The sequence below is a fragment of the Chitinophaga polysaccharea genome, assembly GCF_007829335.1.
GTDB classification, from domain to species: Bacteria; Bacteroidota; Bacteroidia; order Chitinophagales; family Chitinophagaceae; genus Chitinophaga; species Chitinophaga polysaccharea_B.
In genome coordinates this window covers 214,234-236,550 of the sequence record NZ_VIWO01000006.1, presented here as the reverse complement: position 1 = coordinate 236,550, position 22,317 = coordinate 214,234, and the positions used below count along the sequence as shown (strand labels likewise).

Below are 22,317 nucleotides of genomic sequence, written 5' to 3'. Positions count from 1 at the left end.
TATTTAAGCTGATACCTATGAATAAGCGTCTTATGAAAGCATTAGGGATTGTGATCTTATGCTGGTGCTGCAGCCTGCAGGCGATAGCTCAGCAGGAACCACTGTACTCGCAGTATATGTTCAATGGTATGGTCATTAACCCTGCTTATCCATCTATGGACGAATCGTCGAGCCTTACGGCAGTGGGCCGCAATCAATGGGTGGGAGTAGATGGTGCGCCTAAAACAGCTACGGCTTCGTTTTACACGCCTATTAAGGCTACCAATACCAGCTTTGGCGTGTCGCTGATGAATGAAAAGATTACCGTCAACTCCCAGACCCAGGTTAATTTCAACGTATCTCAACGGGTAAAGCTGAATGAGAAAATTTACCTGGCGCTGGGGTTGAAAGGAGGAATATCCCAATACCGGGAAGACAATTCTTCCTTATCCACTTCAGATCCCACGTTTGCTCATAACCAGAGTTATATGAAAAGCGATGTAGGGTTTGGGTTTATGATATTTACCGACCGGTTCTTTATCGGTATATCTTCCCCCACTTTCAAAAGTTTCGACTTAGGCAATAGTGTGAATAAAGTGGTAGTGGCTTCGCATTATTATCTTCAGACAGGTTACCTGATCGATATCAATGATGCGGTAAAGCTAAAGCCCAATGTTTTATTAAGGCAGGTAAAGGGAGCGGGGTTACAGTACGACCTGAATGCCAATATCCTGCTAAAGAACATCGTATGGCTGGGTGCTTCCTGGCGTTCGGAAAAAACGATGACCGGCCTGATACAGGTTCAGGCTACCAAGAACCTGCAAATCGGCTACTCTTATGATACGCCGATGCAGTCGAACCTGAAGGGCGCGCAAACGGTATCCCATGAATTAATGGTGAATTATCGTTTCTCCTGGTCGAAGTGGAAAGTGGTAGCGCCGCGATATTTCTAATTTAATCAAATCAAGAATAGTATGCGAAAGTTTAATTTCTATTCCCTCATACTTTTTCTGAGCATTGTTTCCCTGTTTGTTTCCTGTAGTTTCGTAAAGGATCATGTGCAGTTGGGGGGCTTGGGGAGTATGGCTAAAGCAAAGCGTGCAGAACGCCTGTATAAGCGACAGGAATATGCCGGGGCCATCTCACTGTGTAATAGTGTGATCAATAACGGAGCTTCTGAAGAAGTATCACGCCGGGCTAAATTTACCTTGGCCAGGGTGTATTTTGAAACGAGACAGTTTGAAAAAACAATCAGCTTATACGACGAACTGCTCTATAAGCCGGAGAAAGATATCCTGGTGACCGATGTAACCAATTACATCGACCTGTTGAAACGTACCGGGAGGGTAGCCAAGGCGCAACAGCTCAGTGATGTGTATGCCCAAAGCTATAAAGACAATGCCCGGTTTACCAACCTGCAGGCTTCACTGGTAGACTACTACCAGTTCTTTAACCGCGATTCTATGGCCAATATCCGGGTAGACAGTTTGCGGTTAAACTTACCTGGTTACCAATATGGACTGGCCTTATACCAGGATAATATCGTTTTTCTTTCCAACGATTTTAAGCAAAAGGACCAGCAAACCTTCTACACTAACTCCAGGCTGTACCAGATTTCAGAAGACGGTATAGAACCGTTTAATAATAGCCTGAGAGGTGTATTACAGGTAGGTCCGGCCTCTTTTTTTGATAATGGTAAGAAGGTGATTTATACCTCCAACCGGTTTACCGATGTAAAGAATGATAAAAATTCTTACATCAACTATAATAATGGCACCCAGCTATTATCGGCTGTTTACCAGCCGGAGCATGATGTTTGGAGTAAACCGGTACCTGTAAAGCTGGGAAAAAATTCAGCATCTTACTCTTTCCTGCATCCATCAGTTGCACCGAACGGTAAACGTTTGTACTTTGCATCCGATATGCCTGGAGGCTTCGGCGGAACAGACATATACTATGCTGACTGGGATAAGGAGGAAAAGCGGTGGAAAACACCTGTGAATATGGGGCCCCAGGTAAATACCAATGGAAATGAGCTATATCCTTTCGTTATCGGAGAGCAGTTGTTCTTTTCTTCCAATGGCCTTCGTGGCTTTGGTGGGCTGGACATCTTCGTGATCAACATCAAAAAGCCGGAAGAAGGCACCGTGCATTTGCCTTACCCGGTAAATACACAGTTTGATGACCTGAATCCCGTCCTGGACGAAAAGAAGCTATTATTATATTTTACATCAGACCGTTCAGGGGCACATGATAATGATCATATTTATGTGTTAAACCTGAAGAAAAATCCTTTGAAACAACTGGATCTGCCCTATCCCGGCAAGCCAGTAAAAGAAGACGATAGAGTGCCTTATACCATGAACCAGGCGGACAGCCGTCAACAGCTGACTTTAGTAGGTGATAAACGCTATGATAACCAACCTGTGGAACAACAGGTGGTGACTCCTGCTGTAGTGAAGCCAGCCACCGTGGCGGCGGCGGAGCCGGAGCGTAAGGTAACCAACTATGCCAATGATATTGCAGACAGCTCTCCTGAAATGATTCCCTGGCAGAATGCCAGTCCTGCTACCAGCCAAACCGTTACTTCATCTGTAGGCAGCACACCAGCAATGGCACCTGTTTATACCAGCGAGGCCACTTACAGCAGCCCGGAAATGGTTTCCTGGCAACGATCTGCTGGTTACCCGGCCGCCAGTAACGGTAAAGCGTATACGCTGCTCACCGACAGTACTGTAAAAGCGCTGGAAATATTGTGGCGGGTTCCAGGCGTTATCTACTATGATCTTAATTCCTATGTGCCACAGGACCAGGAGTGGCGCAAGATCGATTCTATTTTCAAGGTTTGGAAGGCCAATCCACACAGAATAATACTGGTGAACGGGCATACCGATATTATCGGAACGGAAAAGTACAACCTGTCGCTTTCCCGGAACCGTGCGATGTATATACAGGAATGCCTGCTGAGCAGGGGCGTATATGCGGACAAAGTCAGGATCAATTATTTCGGATCTACCAAACCGGTATGGGTAGCTACCCACTACAGCCTCGCGGGCAACCGGGATGCTTTCATCCAGTTACAGGGAGTGAACAGGCGCTGCGAGATCCGGATTTTATAAACTTTTTATCGGTTATTTTTTAGCGTATATCAAACTAACACAAATGAACAAGATTTCTTCACTAATGCTTTTACTGGCGCTTGGCTCACAAGCCTTCGCACAGGAAATGCCTGTGGTGTTTAACAAGAGCTTCAGTGGTCCCAAGAACCAGTATAAGAAACTGGCTATTGCAGACAACAACGCTATTGTTGCTATCGGCGGGGGAACAGATAATGGGTGTATCACCAAATTGTCTTCCACAGGAAACCTTATTTACAATGCCAAACTGAACAAAGGCGGACTGGTAGCTTACCAGGACATGCTTTTATTACCCAAGAATGAGCTGGTAGCCGTGGGTGGTGGTACCATTGCCTATGGTAATGCCCGCATCACCAAGTTGTCGGCTACCGGGGAAGTAATATTCGACAAAAGCATCGGGAATGGCCAGGGCGGCTATTTTACCCGGGTAATTGTAGACCGTCATGGTAACTACATTACCGTAGGAGTAGATGGCAGCAAGCCTGCACAGGCCCGTATCACCAAAATGACGCCGGATGGCCGCGTAGAATTCGACAAAGGATTTGGCGCCCATAACGTATTTACCAATGTGCTGATAGATGAAGATGAGAACATTGTTGCTGTAGGTGGCGACGTGGGGGATGGACAAGGTAAAGCTTACATGGTGAAAGTAAATGGTAAGGGAGAAAAGCAATTTGAGCTTTCTTTCGGTAAACCAGGCGCTATTTTCGAAAAGATGCTGCTGCTGGAAGATGGTGCTGTACTGGCTATGGGCGGTGGTGCTTATGGAACCGGCAACGCCAGCCGCATTGCTAAAGTAAACGCGGAAGGACAGGTAGTATTTGACAAAGAATACAGCACCGTAGATGGTAAATTCAATGCCATCAAAGTAAATGACCTGGGACAGATTTTTGCCTGTGCAGAAGAAAAAGATAAAGGCCGTATCGTGAAGTTGCGTCCTGATGGAACAGAATTGTTCAACAAGGAAACAGATGCTGCATTATATGCCCTGGAAGTAGGTAAAAATGGTAAAGTAGTAGCCGCTGGAGGTAACATCACCAACAACACCGGTAAGATCGTAAAGTTGCTGCCCGATGGAACTACTGTGGTAGACAAAAACATGGGCTCCGTTTTTCAGCATTTATTACTGACAGAAGACGATGAAATCTGCGTAGTAACCCGGGAAGGCTACCGTATGATCAAAGTAAGTCCCGATGGCGAAATGATGTTCGACAAACAGCTGGGTAAATACGATGCTAAAACATCGCTGGCTTCCCTGCTGATGAGCCCTTCCGGCGAAATCATTGCAGCTGGTGGTGGCGATGAAGATGGCAACCGTATCATTAAGATCAGCCATGGCGTTTCTATCAACGATATCGCTGTATCTGAGCCGCTGAATGGTTTATCCAATGCTACGCTGACCATTACTTTATCCGGATTTTTGAGAAGTAATGGTGTTCGTACACCCGTTAACGTACATTATAAAACCATCCCTCATAAAGGCAGCGCTGGTGCGGCCGATTTCGATGTTACCGAAGGAACTATTTCCTTTGTGCCTTCCGAATTTGCAGCAGGTGCTATTATCTCCAAAAGTATACAGATACCTGTAAAAAGTGATAACCTGTTAGAGGGTAAAGAAGCTTTCCACGTAGAAATACTGGACGCTTCCGACCTTTACCTGACTAAGGCCAAAGGTGAAGTAACGATCCTCGATCAGCCAGCCATGGTGAAGTTTATAGGTGGTAGCAATGGGGCGGAGCCAGGTACTGATGTAGTATTTTCTGCCGGTTTATTTAAGAGAGATAATACGCCCTTGATCAATGCCACTTCCAAGCCCGTTCGCCTGACCTATAAGTTTGGTAATGGTACCGCTTTGCCTGGCGCCGACTTTGTAAGCAGTATTAAAGCGCCTTTCGCGATTGATAGCGGCGCCACTACTGCCAGCCTGAATGTAAAAGTGAAAGACGACAACCGTTTTGAACTGGCTGAAACCGTGGTACTGGTATTGAGCGAAATCAAGGCAGAAAATGAAGCAGTGGTAGGTTACAACGGAGACGTTACCTCTATTTCTGCTTCCCAGTACATACAGGATCAACCGGCCTATATTACCCTGGTTAAACTGACAGATGCCAACGAATCTGCCACTGCCCCGGTAAGTATGTTTAAATGTATCCTGGTAAAAGCTGCTGACCAGTCTGTACAAACCAACTGTACAGGTAGTGATATCAATATCTTCTTCGGTGTTGACTCCACTAGCACCGCTGCCTATGGTAAAGACTATGTTATCATGAATGGCGACATGGTGAAAATTACCGGTGATTGTGCGTTCAGCGAAACGGATATCCAGGTAGCACTGGTAAACGACCGTGTGAAGGAACCCGATGCACAGGTAATTGTGAAGCTGCGTGATGCCACCGCAGCCGGCAATGCAGGGATGCTGAAAATTTCCCCTGAGCTGAAGCTCAACAAAGCCATAGCCGTTATCCACGATGATGATAATGACGAAGGCTCCGTGCTGACAGCCAAATAATAACGGCTTGGATCAATAACCGATATACGCGCTTCAGGCACACCTACATTCCCGCATAGTTTACTATGCGGGATTTTTTTACTGACTAATTGGATTCCTTACCATCTTAATAATAGACTAAAAAGCAGCATCTTTTATATTACAATATAAAAGATGCTGCTTTTTTTATATTGGGGAAATCCGGGATTTGGCGCTACCCGTATATAAGCATAGACAAGTAATTTTGATTTAAAAGAGTTGTGTCTTTTAATGGTTAACTTGGGAATAGCCTGGTATATCCTTACCGGGCTTTTTTATGGCAACGGTTTCCGCATTACATAGTCTTCCATCAGGTAGCCCTTTCCGATGTCTGTATTTTTTTCTTTGTATACGCTGAATCCCTGCTTTTCATAAAAGATTTTTGCTTTATTGAACCGGTTCACATCCAACTCCAGGATGCTGGCTCCGCGGGCCTTTACCTGGTCGGCTACTGTTGACAACAGCATTTTGCCTACGCCTTTTCCCTGGTAGTTAAGGTCGAGATAAATTTTATGCAATTTGAAAATACCGGGCGTATCAGTGGCGCTATAGGAAGCAAAACCGATAGGGTAATTATCGTCTAGCAGGATGATAAACTGGTGTTGCAGGGCGTTGATTTGTTTTTCGAGCGCGGCGGTGCTATACATCATCTCCAGCATATATTCGATTTGTTCGGGGGAGAGGATAGACTGGTAGGTAGGGCGCCAAATCCTGTTGGTGAGGTCCTGTATAACAGGAATATCATTTACCGTTGCTGACGTTATCTGGTACATAGTAGCTGGTGTTATAAGGTGCTGTCTTCTTTCAGTATGTTTTCGATGGTTTGTTCGAGTTGTTCCAGTGGCGTAAACCCCCGGGCACAGAGGTAAAGTTGTTTACCGGTATCAAGGATAGCGGCCGGGAAGCCGGTAATCCCCCAGTTTTGGATTAACTGGAATTCCTGGTGTGTTTCATAGCGGTAATGTTCCTGGTGCAGGCGATCGATGAATTCATCTTCCGGCAGGCTGAATTTTTTTATCAATGTGCAGTAGGTGCTGTCCTGGTTGAGGCTTAGCCCGGAATAATTTAGTGCCACCTGCATATCATGCGCAAAGCTGATGGCGTTTTCGGGTTGGTATTGTTTGAAAACGGTTAACGCGATACTGGGTTTTTCCGAATCCATCATTTCGGCAGAAGGCAGTAATTTTTCCAGGAAGGCGGTGCCGAATTTCACGCCGGTCATGTTTTCCACATTGGTATGTTCCCGTTGGATATAGGCGGCCATGGAGGAAAACGGGTGGCGGTTATCACCGATGATCATTCCCCCGGAGAGGATGTCGAAGGTCATGGTTCCGTTATTGCGTTCCTGTAGCTGTTGTATAACGGGGGTAAATCCGTAGCACCAACCGCACAATGGATCGTAGATATATGTGAGCCTCATGGTGTTTTTTTTCAAAGGTACGGGAAAGCATAAAACGATGAAAGCGAATGGGGCTGTTAGGAGATAGTATCCGCAGCGCTCATTCGCTCTCAGCAATTGACGTCTCTGGCCGTCAGCTTTCTATATGCTGTTGTCCGTGTTCATGTATTTCTTTCGACAGGCGGGCATCCTTTCGTATAGCCCTGATAGATAGCCGTATGGCAAAGATGAGCGTTATCACAGAAGCGCCCATCAGGAAGATATTATTACCGAGAAACAGGAAGAAATCGAAGGTGCCATGGAAGAATATGGCGATTAACAGTCCCCTGAACAGCAGGTCGCTGCTGCGCTGTGGTATAAATTTGGCCAGGCCGGTATAATAGCCCATCAGTATGGCGAAGGTGGCGTGAGCGGGTACAGAAAGGAACATACGTGCCACCCCGGTGCTGAACCCATATTGCGCTACGTAGGCAATATTTTCGAGGGTAGCGAAGCCCATTCCAATCATCACGGCGTATACGATGCCGTCGAGCGGCTCATTGAATGCTTTCTTGGGGTAGGCGTAGAGGAGGAGGACCATGAATTTGGCCAGTTCTTCCGATAATCCCACAATACCATAGGCAAAACCGGCGGTACCCAGTATGGTACCATTGTTTTCGCGCCAGCCCATGACAGCTGCCAGCCCCTGTATTACGAGGGGAAAAACCACGCAGCCCATACCCAGTAAAAAACTTTTTATGAGCAGGCCCGTAGGTTCGCGGTCATATTTATCTATCAGGTAAATAAACAGGCAGATGGCAAAACCAGGAGCCACGGCCAGTGCCAATAGCATCATGGAAGCATATTTTTTTGTTGTCTGCGTTGCTGCAGGTAATTATCCAGCATGTCAACAGTGTAACTGCTTAGATTGTTTGTTTTGGTGATGCCTCCTTTCTGGGCGGCCAGGGCGCCGTAATGAATATCCTTAAATCCGCCGATGCTATGGGCATCGGGATCGATAGAGATGAGCACTTTTTTCTCGAGGGCATAAGGTAACCAGGTCCAGTCGATATCGAGGCGACGTGGGTGTGCATTGAGTTCAATGACTACCTGGTGGGCTGCGCAGGCATCGATAATGGCTTTATGATTGACGGGATATCCGCTTCTGCTGAGGAGCAGGCGACCGGTCATATGTCCGAGTATCGTGGTGTAAGGATTTTCGATGGCTTTCAGCAAACGCGCCATGGCTTTTTCTTCTGTCATTTTGAGATTGGAATGCACAGAAGCAATGACGAGGTCAAATTTTGCCAAAATTTCATCGGGGTAATCGAGGGTGCCGTCGTTGAGGATATCGGCTTCTATGCTCTTAAAAATGCGGAAAGGAGCCAGTTTTTTGTTCAGCGCCTCAATCTCGGTATGTTGGGCAACGATTCTCTCAATAGAGAGGCCATTGGCATAGAAGGCGGAGCGGGAGTGATCGCTGATCACGAGGTATTCGAATCCCTGTGCTTTGGCGGCGAGGGCCATTTCTTCCAGGGAAGATTCACCATCGCTCCAGTTGCTGTGGGAGTGTATAATGCCTTTGATATCGGTGGCGGTAATGACTTCGGGCAGCTGGTGTTCGCGGGCGAGGGACAATTCGTTGTGGCCTTCCCGTAAGAAGGGCGGGATATAATCCATGCCGGCTGCTGAGAAGATGGTTTCTTCCGTGCTGGCGCCGGATAGGAAGGCGGCGCCTCCGGCGGCATTGAATTTATCGATAAAGGCTGCGCTACCGGTAGTAGCAAAGAGCTGGGCGTAAAAGTCGCCGGCGTTGCAGCTATGGGTAATAATTTTCAGTTTTCCATCGAGTTGCCATACCTGGTGTTGACCGTTATCCGTAAGGAGGGAAAATCCGGGCAGGGTGCTGAGGTGCGCCGTGATGGTGGCGGCGGGAGCAGCTATTAAGAATTCGATTTCATCGATGATGATGCTATGGCGGCGGAAGGCTCCGGTAACCGATACGTTGGCCGGCGCCAGTAATTCCTGCAGTTGTTTTTCCAGGTTGTGGCCAATGGTGGCTACTTCTGCATAGAGGAAGCGGTGGCGGTTAGCGAGATAGAATTCGATGTTTTGTTTTACGCTTTCCTGGGTTTTGGCGCCGAAGCCTTTGAGGAGCATGAGGCGGTTTTCGTTACAGGCATAGAGTAATTCTCCCATCGATTCCACTTCCAGTTCTTTCCAGATGGTGGCTATTTTTTTGGGTCCCAGGCCTTTGATCTTCATGATTTCGAGGATGCCGGCGGGGGTTTTTTCCAGGTATTGATTGAGCAGGGGAAATTGTTGGGTATCCAACATTTCGAGGATGCTTTTACCGGTAGATTCCCCGATGCCTTTGATCCGGAATATATCTTCGCGGGAGGTATCTTTGAGTTGGGAGGGCAGTTTTTCTATGGTAAATGCTGCGCTGGCAAAGGATTTGGCTTTAAAGCTATTTTCCCCGTGTATGTCCATGAGTTTAGAGAGCAGGGAGAAGTTATCTGCAATTGAGTAATTGTCCATGTGGTAAATTTAAAGCAGAAAGCTGAAAGCGTAAAGCAAAAAGCTATGATAACCGATGATCTCCAGGAATGATGTAGAGATCGCTATGGTTAATCATTTCAATAGCTTTTTGCTTTACGCTTTCTGCAATAAAAAAGATCCTGGCCATATAGCCAGGATCCTTATAACTACATTTTGTAATTCCGATCTTAGTTAGCCGGAGCTTGAGGTGCAGCTGGAGGAGTTGCAGCAGCTTTTTTAGGAGCAGCTTTCTTCTTAGCAGCAGGTTTCTTAGCAGCAGCTTTCTTTTTAGGAGCAGCTTTCTTAGCAGCGGCTTTTTTAGGAGCAGCTTTCTTAGCAGCGGCTTTCTTAGGAGCAGCTTTCTTTTTAGGAGCGGCTTTCTTAGCAGCAGCTTTTTTAGGAGCGGCTTTCTTAGCAGCAGCTTTTTTAGGAGCGGCTTTCTTAGCAGCAGCTTTTTTAGGAGCAGCTTTCTTAGCAGCAGCTTTTTTAGGAGCAGCTTTCTTAGCAGCAGCTTTTTTAGGAGCGGCTTTCTTAGCAGCAGCTTTTTTAGGAGCGGCTTTCTTAGCAGCAGCTTTTTTTGGTGCAGCTTTCTTAGCAGCTGCTTTTTTAATTGTTGCCATTGTTTTTTGAATTTGGGTTAGTAAAAAAATTGGGTATTAAAAAAAACTTTATGGCTAACACTGATTAGGCTTCTGCCTGAGCAGTGGTGTCAAATGCTTTAACAGAAACGTAAGTCTTGTTTTCGCGACCTTTTCTGAATTCAACCACACCGTCTGTCATTGCGAAAATGGTAAAATCTTTACCAACGCCTACGTTTTGACCGGGATGATAAACTGTACCTCTCTGGCGAACAATGATGTTACCAGAAACTGCAGGTTGACCACCGAAGATTTTTACTCCCAGCCTTTTGCTGTGGGAGTCACGGCCGTTCTTTACACTACCTTCACCTTTTTTATGTGCCATTGTATAGTTACTTTAACTTTGTCTAAAAAAAAATTTAGCTTAAAACGAATTAAGCTATTTCATTGATTTTGATTCTTGTAAAGTGGGTACGGTGACCAACTTTCTTTCTGAAGCCTTTTCTTCTCTTCATTTTGAAAGCGATAACTTTATCACCCTGAACATGAGCCAGAATCTCTGCTTTTACTACTGATTTTACATCAGTGCCTACGGACAGCGTACCAGCATTATCTGTTAACAGTACATCGGAAAACTCCACTTTGTCGCCAATATTTCCTTGTAACTGCTGTACAAAAATTTCCTGGTCTTTTTGTACTTTAAATTGCTGACCTGCGATTTTTACAACTGCAAACATAATTATCCAAAATATAATTTCCGCAAAAGTAACCTTTTGTTTTCTAATAGACAAAGTTTTTCGGTCTTTTTTAATTCACAATGTATAAACATGTGTAGAGAACCGTTTAAAGCTTAATCATTTCAAAGATACATACTTTCTTGAATTTTAAATTATTTTAACAAATTGTGTGAGTGCCTATGGGGCCGTAACTTCCCTATCTTCCTGCTATTCAGCGATCTTACAAAAACAGCCTATCTGCTGTGCAAACCAACGCAATTTTATATACTTTTGTCGTTTACGTGCATTAAAAAACAGATAAGATCGGGGCATTTTTTTTTTCATTGTTTCGTCATTTATTATAAACCGATGCTTTTTCCCGGGAAAAAGCCGGTGACGGCCATGATTAAATAGAAAAATATTCCAATCTTTAGTCTCTCAATCATAAAATAACAGGCATGAAGTTTAAATCACTGCTGGCCAAACCATTTGCTTCTATCGTTCATAATAAGATAAAGAAGGAAATGTTAAGGGCGGTAGAAGATCAGGATGCTATCCTGCAGGAGTTGATAAAGACAGGCAGAAAGACTGAATTCGGAACTGAACATAAGTTTAACGCGGTACAGAACCATGAAGAGTTTAAGCAGGCTGTACCTTTAAGAGATTACGAACAGTTTAAGCCTTATATAGAAAGGATCAAGGAAGGAAAGCAAAATGTACTGTGGAAAGGACAGCCTATCTACCTGGCCAAAACCTCCGGCACTACCAGTGGTGTTAAATATATTCCTATCTCCAAAGAATCGGTTAATAATCATATAGATACAGCCCGTAATGCGTTGCTGAACTATATGGGAGAGACGGGTAACACCGCTTTTGCCGACGGCAAGATGATTTTCTTATCCGGCTCGCCCGAACTGGAAAGGGTGGGAGGCATTCCTACCGGCCGTTTGAGCGGGATTGTGAACCATCATATTCCCCGGTACCTGCGTACCAACCAGCTGCCATCTTACGAAACCAACTGTATCGATGACTGGGAAACCAAGCTGGACAAGATAGTGGAAGAAACTCTGCAGCAGGATATGACCCTGATCAGCGGGATACCACCATGGGTACAGATGTATTTCGACCGATTGATGGAGCGTACCAATGGCAAGCGCATTAAGGAAATTTTCAAGAATTTTGACGTAATGGTGTATGGAGGGGTGAATTTTGAGCCTTACCGGGCCAAGCTCATGGCCTCCATCGGCGCACCCATCCATACGGTGGAAACTTTCCCGGCCTCGGAAGGCTTTTTTGCTTTCCAGGACTCGCAGGAACAGGAAGGGCTGTTGCTCAATACCAACTCCGGGATTTTCTATGAATTTATCCCTGCCAACGAAATTTTTAGTGAACATCCTACCCGACTGTCGCTCAAAGATGTGCAAACAGGTGTAAATTACGCCATGGTGATCAACAACAACGCCGGCTTGTGGGGATATAACCTGGGCGATACGGTGAAGTTTATTTCCACCAACCCATACCGCTTGCTGGTAACCGGGCGTATCAAGCACTTTATATCGGCCTTTGGCGAGCATGTTATCGGGGAGGAAGTGGAACATAGCCTGATGAAGGCGGCCGCAGAAGAAAATGTGCATATTACGGAATTCACCGTGGCGCCGATGGTGCAAACCAATGGTGAATTGCCTTACCACGAGTGGTTTGTAGAGTTTGAGAATATGCCGCAGAACATGGCCGCATTTGCGAAGAAAGTAGATGACAACATGCGTCAGAAGAATATCTATTATGATGATCTGTTGACCGGCAGTATATTACAACCCCTGAAAATAAGGACTGTACGTAAACAGGGCTTTATTGACTATATGAAAGCAATTGGAAAACTGGGAGGCCAGAATAAAGTGCCTCGTTTAAGTAACGACAGGAAGCTGGCAGATGAGCTGGCAGCATATTTACAAAAATAACCGGCGATTCAAGCTGCATTACCAGCTGTTGGGCATGTGCCGACAGCTGATTCTTCATTTTTTGTTAACTGTAAAAAAGTAAATCACCGTAATGAATAAACGAAAGATTGCCATTTTCGGATCCACCGGTTCTATCGGCATACAGGCCCTGGAGGTGATCGCTGCGCATCCCGACAGATTTAGTGTAGAAGTGCTGACCGCTCAGCAGAATGCAGACCTGCTCATAGAGCAGGCGCTGAAATTTAAGCCTAATGCGGTTGTTATAGGCAGTGAAGCAAAGTACAAACAGGTAAAAGACATTTTATTTGATAAAGGCATTAAAGTATTTGCCGGTCCGAAAGCGATGGTAGAAGTAGCCGCCTGGAGTTCGATCGACATGATGCTGGCTGCTATTATGGGATTTGCCGGTCTGGCGCCCACTTTAGCCGCTGTTGAACAGGGTACGCCTGTGGCGCTGGCCAACAAAGAAACACTGGTTGTAGCCGGAGATATTGTGATGGCTACTGCCCGCAGGAAAAATGTGCCTATTATCCCGGTAGATTCTGAGCATTCGGCTATTTTCCAGTGTTTGCTGGGCGAACCGTTTACCAAGGTGGAAAAGGTGATACTCACCGCTTCCGGCGGGCCTTTCCTGGGAAAGAAGCCGAACTTCCTGATCAATGTAAAGAAAGACCATGCACTGCAACATCCCAACTGGACCATGGGCGCTAAAATCACCATCGATTCCGCTACCCTGATGAATAAGGGGCTGGAAATGATTGAAGCTCGCTGGCTGTTTGGACTGGCGCCGGAAAATATTGAGGTGGTGATACATGCCCAATCCATTATTCACTCCATGGTACAGTTTATAGACGGTTCACTGAAAGCCCAGATGGGATTGCCGGATATGAAGTTGCCTATACAATATGCCCTGGGATATCCTGACCGTTTGGCCAATGATTTTCCCCGGTTTTCCTTCAGAAATTATCCATCCCTCACTTTTGAGCAGCCGGATACCAAAACTTTCCGTAACCTCGCTATTGCCACAGATGCCATGCATAAAGGTGGTAATGCTGCCTGCGTGATGAATGCGGCGAATGAGGAAGTGGTCAATGCTTTCCTGAAAAACAGGATAGGCTTCCTGCAAATGACGGAAGTAATTGAAGAAACGCTGGTGAAAATACCATTTATAGCCACCCCTTCCCTGCATGATTATTACGAGTGCGATAATGCTGCACGTGAACACGCCGCATCCCTTATCAATGCTATCGTTATATAACTACCGGTAAAAAATTAACAAAGAGTTTTGCCTGAATATGTATTAAAACTGATATATTAGGCAGATTAAAGCAGAAACAACTAAATGACTACAGAGGTAATATTGGTGAAGGCCGGGCAGTTATTACTGTCACTCTCTATTTTGGTAGTATTGCATGAGTTAGGCCATTTTATCCCGGCCAAGCTGTTCAAAACCAGGGTGGAAAAATTCTATTTGTTCTTTGATCCATGGTTTTCTCTTTTTAAAATTAAAAAGGGGGAAACAGAATATGGTATAGGTTGGCTACCATTGGGAGGATATGTGAAAATATCCGGCATGATAGACGAAAGCATGGATAAGGAGCAGATGGCCAAACCTGCGCAGCCCTGGGAGTTCCGGGCCAAGCCGGCGTGGCAGCGTCTGATCATTATGATAGGAGGGGTAACGGTTAACATTGTACTGGCATTTTTCATCTATGCGATGATGTTGTGGTACTGGGGGGAAACCTATTTACCCACTGCTGCTGCCAAATACGGTGTGGTAACCGATTCACTGGCCCGCAGCATTGGTATGCAGGATGGAGATAAGATCCTGACCATTGACCATCGTACCGTTGAAGCATTTGATGCCATCCCCGGAGATGTGATCCTGCACGAAGCTAAAAGTATCCAGATAGAACGCGACGGAAAAGCGATAGACCTGCCCATCCCGGATGGATTTATCCGTCAGTTGCTGAAGCAGAAGGCTCCTTTTGCTGTACCCCGTTTCCCTTATGTGGCCGACAGTACACAGCCTGGCAGCGCTGCTGCCGCGGTAGGCGTGAAGAAAGGCGACCGGTTGGTAGCCATCAATGGCATAACATTGCCTTATTTCAGTGATTTTGCCAAGGAGATCAAGAAGCATAAGAATGAAGATGTGATCGTGAGTGTAATCCGTGGCAACGATACCCTGAACCTGGCCGCGAAACTGAATGATAAAGGTCAGTTTGGCGTATACCCCAAAGATCCGTTTGAATATAAAACCAAGACCTATACTTTCCTGGAGGCGATCCCGGCAGGTTTTAGCAAGAGCGTAGAAAAGCTGGTGAAGTATGTACAGCAGCTGCGCCTGATCTTTGTTTCGAAGGAAGTGAAGGTAACAGAATCGCTCGGTGGTTTTATGAGCATCGGTAACCTGTTTCCTGAAGTGTGGGACTGGCGTATGTTCTGGGAAATGACGGCTTTCTTATCCATCATCCTGGCATTCATGAATATATTGCCTATTCCGGCCCTGGATGGGGGGCACGTGCTCTTCCTGTTGTACGAGATCATTACCGGCCGTAAGCCCAGCGAGAAATTCCTGGAATATGCCCAGATCTTCGGTATGGTGATCCTGTTTGGCTTACTGTTGTTTGCCAATGGGCTGGACGTCTGGAGAAACCTGGTGAGTAAATTATTTTAAGTAAAAATGGAACATTTGGTGAGATCATGTCATCAAATGTTCCATTTTTTTCTTATCTTTGTAAGCTAAAATACCGGGGATGCCTGGTTTTGACAGCATAGATCTTTGAGAGTGTAAGCATGCCGTGCGTTGGATAATTAGCACGATAATCTGAATACCCAAACTCTAATTGGCGAATCTAACTACGCCATGGCTGCCTAATCAGAGATTAGACACCCATTATAGCCGCCTGGAGTTGTCGCCTTATGCGACTCCCGCCGCTGAATCATCAAACCCATAGGGATAGGTGCTCATGGTTTCTGTGAGTGAGTACTGAAGCTAAACGGATAAGAACGAGGTTGGTTCGTTATGCCCCTGCCGAGTTCCGACAAATCAATGCATAAATAAGCATGTAGAAAGCTTTCGGCGAATATGTTTGGACGCGGGTTCGATTCCCGCCATCTCCACTTTTGAACGGTTCTCACCGATTCTTCAATTTTTAAGCCTTTGGAATTCCAAAGGCTTTTTTGTGCCTAAATCATAAATAACACTGTTTGATGATAGGTGTAACAAATCTATTGACCGCCCCTAACTGTAACGGCTATCAACCAGGTTAGTACGTTATCCTTCCTATTATTCAAAAGACCTGTTGACAGGGTGAGTAGGGGGAGCAAAAAGGATTGATATTAATTGTTTATCCAGACTGCAACCAGACTGCCGCCTCGAACCTTAGTTTTAGTTCATTATTTATTGTTTAACTCAAAAATCTATCTAGCATGAAACACCCAAGTGGACACTACACCTGTTCAGTAATCTGTATTGCATCCTTAATGCTTCTCTTCACTTCCTGCTCAAAGAACGACAAAGAATCGAAAGACTTAACCCCAGCTCCTAATGTTCAGGAGATGACCAATTACCTGGTAAACCAGGGATTTAGTGAACAACAAATTGTATTTGGTAAGGACCGTGTTGTTATCGAAAGCGATATTATCATAACACTCGCTGAACTTGAGCAACGCGTTGCTACCTGGAAGAAGGAGCATCAACCTGGTGTACCTCAAACAGAACAACGGAGAGGCACTTACATTGTAAGCAATGTTTACAACACCAACATTAAGTTTTATATTGATCCTGCGGTGCCTGCCGATTGGAAAACAGCAATTCAGGGAGCTGTAGACAATTGGAACGCCGTGAATGGTACCCGGCTCGGGATGTCTATTGTAGCCAATCAAGCCAGTTCGAATACCCGTATTTTTATGGGTTTTGAAAACGCAAACTGGATCGCGAGAGCCTATTTGCCAGGATCAGCTGGTACACCTGGTGTCAGTGTTGAAATTAATTCCAATTTTAATGGCCTTGCGGCCAACAAAAAGCTGTTTGCAATAACCCATGAATTTGGTCATACAATTGGCTTCCACCACACTAACCAGCTCTCTGGCACATTAATTCCGGGAACTCCCAACGTAGATCCTAACTCCGTGATGAATTCAACGGTGCTCCCATGGAATGGATTTACGGCCGGAGATGTTCTTGCCACGCAGATTTTATATCCGCAATAAAACGCTGATGAGGGCTGATCTTTACGGTTGATGGGAAAATCTTTTCATCGTGTTAACGTCCGCTTTAGCGCTGACTACACCAATGTCTTAGAAAGCATTTGCTTTCTGAGACATTGGTGTAGTCAATAAGTTTCTATCTTACCCTGTCCGGATGGAAATACATCCTGGCGTAATCCAACGTATATGATCCCGGGGTTATCACATACTGTTGTACCAATCCTTTTTCTCCTGCTAATGGCAACTGTATACCGGAAACAGACATTTTGCTTTTGCTTTCATCGTCTTCAAATGCCCATTGATCTATAGTGCCGGTCCTGGTAAAACAGAGGCTGGCAGCATCGTCTACATTAGTTTTGGTATTGAAGTCTGCTCCCGCCAAATAATCTACATAGATCCAGCTGCCAGGTTTTACATTTTTAGCTAAATATGTTCTGTATTCCTTGCCGGTGCTATTATCCATCCTGTAAAGGGATATATCCAGTGGTGTTTCATTATCTGTATAATGAATATAGAAGCCCAGTTTATTGGTAGATATACCTGCGGCGGGTGGCTGTACCTCCATCACTTTACCGTTGATATACAGAAAATTGACAGCAGCCCGGGTATCGCCGGATGGTAAAGGCTTAGTGAAAATAACTTGTTTGGTAACCGTATCGGTTATCACCACTGTTTTTTGTTGATGCTTTTCGGTGTAAGCATATGCAACGTTGAATTCGAATTTTGCTGTTGGCTTAAGCACTTTATCACCCGCATATACAGTGGTATCTATCGTTACCTGGAGCGCATTGGCTGAGCCATTGTACCCATTAATTACCACGTGCATGGCTTTCCGGACATTCTGTTCTTCTTTATTGCAGGCGGTGAAGGTTGCTGATAATATCAATAGCCATAGCATTACCTTTTTATAACTAATAAATTTGCTCATTTCGTTTGTGTTTAGAGTTCTAATTTTTTAGCGAATCTCATGCTGTTACCAACAGGCGCTTCTTCAAATATATATACCCTGGATGCTGCTGTTGAAGCGGCGGGTTTAGGCGCAGTAGTAGCGGTGGCATGCCAGGTATATTCAGATCCTGCTGTATAAAATTCGTTGGTGCCTGCTTTATAAATATAGACGAGAAATAGCACTGCCGTGGGCTGTCCGTTATATACCTGTCCGGTAGTAGAGAACGTTGAAATGGTTACTGGCGCTGAAAATTCATTTGGCTTTACATTTTTGATCCGGGTAATTTCTTCGAAGACTTTTGGTGTAAAGTAGTATTTACCCAGAACAATGTCTACAGGTTCAGCATATTTGGTAACCGTAGGCGTGAACAGGTAGGATATTTTGATTTTATCATTTTCGAATGCAGGTATTTCGGGCATTTTGCTGACCTGCCCGTTGAAATAAAAGAATTCGATATTCGCAGGGCTGTCTTCCTTTTTTAGCGCTTTGTTCATGACCGTTTTGCCGGTACCGGTTTCTGTGATACTTAGTTGTAAGGTAGACTGACCCGCAGGAATGATACAGCCTCTCGTAGCGTCAAACTTCCCGGGGGCCGCGTCGGTAACGGGGAAGGTGTCGAGTTTGATGGCTAATGTTTCGTTGCTCGCGTTGTAACCTTTCACCGTTACCGCCAGCATATTATCCTCGTATAGGAAATCGTGGTTCTGTTTACTGCAGGCCAGCAGTGTTGTCAGTAAAGTTCCTGTCGCTACAGCAAATAATATATTAATGATTTTCATTTTTTTGTTTTTAGGAAACTGGAGAAGTATTAAAACGTATAGGCAGCGGTTAAACTGAATGAAGCGCCTACTTTCCTGACAAAGGTTTCTTTATCACCTACTCTCACTTTGGTTTTTCCGTCGGAGGAAGTTTCTAGATAACCTGCTTCATATTTTTGCGAGAAGCCATCTTTCCATTCGTAAATGTCGGACCATTCCGTAGCGGTGATATAAGATCCTCCCAGGCCATTCCATTTGTCCTGGATTTTATAGGTATCATTACTATTAATGTAGAAGCGGTATGGACTGTTTGTCAGATTACTCATATTGAACCTTACATTCAGTTTTTTATTTTTCAGGAATGAATAACTGACTTGGGCATCCAGTTGGTTACGTGGACGTTCGTATTCTACGATGTTGGGTTCCATACCAGTTGCAAAAGTCTTATAGCCCATGTGGTTATAGGCAACATTGGCGCCCAGGCGATTTCCGGTATATTGCATCCCGAAATTGTATAAGACCGGAACCTGGCCATACAGCGGACGTTTTTCCTTCACGAGTTTTTTTGTACGGTAAGAGTAGGTGTTGCCGTATATGTCGTCACTCATTGATTTTCCACCATACTGGGCTGCCTGTACTACAGAGGTTTGGAGTGTGAGGTTAGCACTGGCATATAACTGATCCAGGAATTTCCAACCGGGGTAAATAAAACCCAGGCTTTTGCGCAGGTCTGCTTCCCAGCCATGTACCTTGGCCCATTCAGAGTTGCTGGTGGTCAGGTATACACGCATGCTGGCATCTGTCCAGTTACGATAAAGCTCCACCGGTTGATCGAAATATTTGTAGAAATAGCCGAAGGAGATCACTTCGCCGGCTTTAGGATACCACTCCAGGCGAAAGTCGTAGTGATTGATAACGGTAGACAATACGCCTTCGTTGCGGCGGTAGCCGGCAATTGACGGATCGTAGCGTATCATTAATGAATTTTCAATCAACGCCGGGCGAACAACTGATTGTGAATAAGCTGCACGGATGTTGAAGTTGCTGAACGGTGTAGCGGTAAGACTAGCGGAAGGCAGGTAACGCCAGGTTTTTTCCTCTGTTTCGGGGTTAGCTGTAGCAGTTACAATTTTCCCTGTTTCCGGATCTACGTATTTTGTCTTTTCACCTTGTTCAATCAGCTTATCAATCGCCAGGTCATTGGCGCTGTTTTTAAATCTTTCATATTTGTAGTATTCTGCCCTAACGCCCCATACCAGCCGGAGCCATTTGGTAAAACGGTTGTCGAGCATAGCGTATATTGCCTGGTTGTTATTTTTGCCCTCATATCCATTCCTGGAAAAGGCCGCAGGATAATAGAGCAGGTCTTTAAGGGGATTTTTAAAGTCCAGGAATTGCCCCCACTGCTGCACCGGTACATAGGGATAAACACTGTTAGCCGGTTGTACGCTACCGATGGGCAGAATAATCCAGTCGTACAAGCCATGACGTTCCATGAACTGATATCCAACTTTTACCGACTGTTTTTGTGCTGCCATTTTAAACTGGTAGCTTAATGCCCCTTCTGCTATCTTATTGGTTTCGCGGTAATAGTATTGGGCTCTGTTAAATGTGCCGTAGCCGGGGTTAGTCAGTGCGGTAGGCGCCACGTTATATACGGTTCCATTCAGGGTTTTATAGGGATACAGCCAGGCTTCTACAGCATCCAGCTCATTATTGGTAACGCTGTTACGGGCTATGTTCCATTCGAACTTAAAGGCACCGAAAGTATGTTCTCCATTAACGCGGTTCTGCAACATGTCAATAAACTTTGGACGGTCGTATTCCCGGATTTCAGGCAGCTCTCCACCAATTTCATTTCCCCAGCCTACAATTCGGGAAAACTGGTTGTTAAAAACACGGGAGTAAAAATTACGCATGGTGATTTTGTGGTGCTTTGAACTCCAGCCGGCGTTGAGCAGCGTCCCCCAGGAGGTGACGAAGTTATACTGATTGGAAAAGGTGGGCTGTAGCTCATCTCCGGTTATGACGTCGTACCTGTCGTTGCCAATTTTTTCCCAATTCCCTCTTTCAAAACGCGGAATATCGTCGATGGCCTGCTCATTGCGATAGCTAAGTGAGGCTACAAAGCCGAAGCGGCTGTTGTTAATATTGTAATTCCGGCCGAGACTGAACTGATAATTTTGCCCGGGTGCTGCTTTGTAAGTTCTTGTACCAAGTCGTTCGAAGCCGCCTATTTTGTTGTTCTGCGCAGCTATCATAGCAGGGGTAATAGGGGTAACGCCGGGAGAGGGTGTTGCATTAGGGTCAGTCAGCCTGTAATTGTCATTGGTAAAAGCCATCAGGTCTTTGGGAAAATGGTTCCTGCTTCCGTCATCAAATCCGAGGTAGTCTTTTTTTCCACGGCCATAACCCAGGAAATCTGTACCCGTGCTCCCGGAAATATATTTTGTACCGGCGCTTATGGTAGTGAAATTTTCATTGGGAATGGCAAATGTATTCACCTGTATGAGGCCACCGCCGAAACCAAAGCTCATATCGGGTGTAGCCGTTTTAGATACCACCACATTATCTATCAGGTTGCTGGGAATAATGTCGAATTCGAAATCGCGTACCTGTACATCGGTACTTGGTAAAACAGCGCCGTCCATCATGGCGATATTATAGCGCTCGGCGATGCCGCGTACCACTACGCGGCGGTTATCGACTGTACTAACACCTGAAATGCGTTTCAACGTTTCACCTATATTTTTGTCGGGCAGCGCCGATATCTGTTCCTTGCTGATCCCGTTTGAAATACCGGCCTCGTTCTTTTGGCGGGTGTATAACGATGCCGTAGATTCCTTGCTGGGGGAAGAGGTGATCACAACGCCTGTTAGTGTACCTTTCTGCCGTTTCATGGTTACATTCAGCTGGAATACCTGTCCATCTTTTATTTCAACATCGGTCACCAATTTGGAAACATATCCGATAGTGCTTATTTGAACCTGGTATTTCCCTTTGGATAAAGGGATACTGAAGGAGCCATCATCTTTGCTGGTGGCTCCCAGATTGCCGACACGGATCGTTACCGCGGGTAAAGGATCCCCGGTTTCATCATCAATAATTTTTCCGGCAACGCGGCCGTTTCCTGTTAGTCTAGCACCTTCATCTAATGTGTTGCCGGGCGCAGCTGAAGGCTTAAGTATGATGGCACCATTACTGATGCTGTAGGAAATACCGGAAGTTTTATACAGCGTTTCCAGTACCTCCTTAACAGAAGGATTGGAATGGTTGAAATGCAGGATCTTTTCCAAACGTTCACTGACCTCTTTTCCATAGGTGAATTGAACAGGGTCAATTTTTTCTATTAATGTAAGTATCTCTTTCCCTTTTATATCTTTTTGGGGAAGTTGGATCGACTTTGATGTTACCTGCGCTGAAACGGGGTTGGCGACGAGCAACATCATGCTGAATAAAAAACAAATGATACAGCGTATCCTTTTTTGCATAACTTTATTGATTAAATGTTACAGACTTCTTATTGGAACTGTGCGTTTAACAGTGCTGTGCAGGTGGTGAGATACCGGCATAGCATACTCCGG

At 45.3% G+C, this 22,317-nt stretch carries 17 protein-coding genes and 1 other RNA gene; 8 read left to right on the top strand and 10 right to left on the bottom strand.

Going from position 1 to position 22,317, the window contains the following annotated elements:
- Positions 1 to 17 precede the first annotated feature (17 nt).
- The 3 genes from FHW36_RS20310 to FHW36_RS20300 are packed head-to-tail and all read left to right on the top strand — an operon-like array spanning position 18 to position 5,625.
- Positions 18 to 932: a PorP/SprF family type IX secretion system membrane protein gene (locus FHW36_RS20310; RefSeq protein WP_145671417.1), complete on the top strand. Its 915-nt coding sequence runs from the start codon at positions 18 to 20 to the stop codon at positions 930 to 932.
- A 21-nt stretch (positions 933 to 953) separates the two neighbouring features.
- Positions 954 to 3,098: an OmpA family protein gene (locus FHW36_RS20305; RefSeq protein ID WP_145671416.1), complete on the top strand. Its 2,145-nt coding sequence runs from the start codon at positions 954 to 956 to the stop codon at positions 3,096 to 3,098.
- A gap of 43 nt (positions 3,099 to 3,141) precedes the next feature.
- Positions 3,142 to 5,625, top strand: a complete 2,484-nt coding sequence (locus FHW36_RS20300) for a Calx-beta domain-containing protein (RefSeq protein ID WP_145671415.1) — start codon at positions 3,142 to 3,144, stop codon at positions 5,623 to 5,625.
- Between the two features lie 293 nt (positions 5,626 to 5,918).
- On the opposite strand, the gene FHW36_RS20295 is transcribed toward FHW36_RS20300, so the two are convergent.
- The 7 genes from FHW36_RS20295 to rplU all read right to left on the bottom strand — a co-directional run bounded on the left by FHW36_RS20295 (position 5,919) and on the right by rplU (position 10,931).
- Positions 5,919 to 6,416: a GNAT family N-acetyltransferase gene (locus tag FHW36_RS20295; RefSeq protein ID WP_145671414.1), complete on the bottom strand. Its 498-nt coding sequence runs from the start codon at positions 6,414 to 6,416 to the stop codon at positions 5,919 to 5,921.
- An 11-nt stretch (positions 6,417 to 6,427) separates the two neighbouring features.
- Complete coding sequence (locus tag FHW36_RS20290) at positions 6,428 to 7,063, bottom strand: DsbA family protein (protein ID WP_145671413.1); 636 nt, start codon at positions 7,061 to 7,063, stop codon at positions 6,428 to 6,430.
- Between the two features lie 112 nt (positions 7,064 to 7,175).
- Positions 7,176 to 7,877: a PrsW family intramembrane metalloprotease gene (locus tag FHW36_RS20285; protein ID WP_145671412.1), complete on the bottom strand. Its 702-nt coding sequence runs from the start codon at positions 7,875 to 7,877 to the stop codon at positions 7,176 to 7,178.
- Positions 7,874 to 9,562, bottom strand: a complete 1,689-nt coding sequence (locus FHW36_RS20280) for a DNA polymerase/3'-5' exonuclease PolX (protein WP_145671411.1) — start codon at positions 9,560 to 9,562, stop codon at positions 7,874 to 7,876. The genes FHW36_RS20285 and FHW36_RS20280 overlap by 4 nt, the downstream gene beginning before the upstream one ends.
- 188 nt (positions 9,563 to 9,750) lie before the next feature.
- A complete protein-coding gene (locus FHW36_RS20275; RefSeq protein ID WP_145671410.1) occupies positions 9,751 to 10,182 on the bottom strand; it encodes a histone H1-like repetitive region-containing protein in 432 nt (143 codons plus the stop codon).
- 64 nt (positions 10,183 to 10,246) lie between these two features.
- Positions 10,247 to 10,525: a 50S ribosomal protein L27 gene (gene rpmA / locus FHW36_RS20270; protein ID WP_145671409.1), complete on the bottom strand. Its 279-nt coding sequence runs from the start codon at positions 10,523 to 10,525 to the stop codon at positions 10,247 to 10,249.
- A 49-nt stretch (positions 10,526 to 10,574) separates the two neighbouring features.
- On the bottom strand, positions 10,575 to 10,931 hold the full coding sequence (gene rplU / locus FHW36_RS20265) for a 50S ribosomal protein L21 (protein WP_246121200.1): 357 nt from the start codon (positions 10,929 to 10,931) through the stop codon (positions 10,575 to 10,577).
- A 383-nt stretch (positions 10,932 to 11,314) separates the two neighbouring features.
- Between rplU and FHW36_RS20260 the strand changes: the two genes are divergently transcribed.
- The 5 genes from FHW36_RS20260 to FHW36_RS20240 all read left to right on the top strand — a co-directional run bounded on the left by FHW36_RS20260 (position 11,315) and on the right by FHW36_RS20240 (position 17,029).
- Positions 11,315 to 12,814: a GH3 auxin-responsive promoter family protein gene (locus FHW36_RS20260; RefSeq protein WP_145671408.1), complete on the top strand. Its 1,500-nt coding sequence runs from the start codon at positions 11,315 to 11,317 to the stop codon at positions 12,812 to 12,814.
- A 91-nt stretch (positions 12,815 to 12,905) separates the two neighbouring features.
- Positions 12,906 to 14,072: a 1-deoxy-D-xylulose-5-phosphate reductoisomerase gene (locus FHW36_RS20255; RefSeq protein WP_145671407.1), complete on the top strand. Its 1,167-nt coding sequence runs from the start codon at positions 12,906 to 12,908 to the stop codon at positions 14,070 to 14,072.
- Positions 14,073 to 14,156: 84 nt separating this feature from the next.
- Positions 14,157 to 15,491, top strand: coding sequence for an RIP metalloprotease RseP (gene rseP, locus FHW36_RS20250; RefSeq protein ID WP_145671406.1), 1,335 nt, complete (start codon positions 14,157 to 14,159; stop codon positions 15,489 to 15,491).
- A gap of 75 nt (positions 15,492 to 15,566) precedes the next feature.
- Positions 15,567 to 15,940, top strand: a transfer-messenger RNA (tmRNA) gene (gene ssrA, locus FHW36_RS20245).
- Positions 15,941 to 16,246: 306 nt separating this feature from the next.
- On the top strand, positions 16,247 to 17,029 hold the full coding sequence (locus tag FHW36_RS20240; protein ID WP_145671405.1) for a M57 family metalloprotease: 783 nt from the start codon (positions 16,247 to 16,249) through the stop codon (positions 17,027 to 17,029).
- A 133-nt stretch (positions 17,030 to 17,162) separates the two neighbouring features.
- Here the strand turns inward: FHW36_RS20240 and FHW36_RS20235 are convergent, their stop codons facing one another.
- From FHW36_RS20235 to FHW36_RS20225, 3 genes are read right to left on the bottom strand one after another with little or no spacing between them, the layout of a single operon-like run.
- Positions 17,163 to 17,954 carry a hypothetical protein gene (locus tag FHW36_RS20235; RefSeq protein ID WP_145671404.1) on the bottom strand — a complete coding sequence of 264 codons (792 nt, stop codon included), beginning with the start codon at positions 17,952 to 17,954 and terminating at the stop codon, positions 17,163 to 17,165.
- Positions 17,955 to 17,965: 11 nt separating this feature from the next.
- Positions 17,966 to 18,754 (bottom strand): hypothetical protein, encoded by a 789-nt coding sequence (locus tag FHW36_RS20230; protein ID WP_145671403.1) that lies wholly within the window; start codon positions 18,752 to 18,754, stop codon positions 17,966 to 17,968.
- A 29-nt stretch (positions 18,755 to 18,783) separates the two neighbouring features.
- Entirely contained in the window at positions 18,784 to 22,224 is a 3,441-nt protein-coding gene (locus FHW36_RS20225; protein WP_222429136.1) for a TonB-dependent receptor, read from the bottom strand.
- Positions 22,225 to 22,317: the final 93 nt, after the last annotated feature.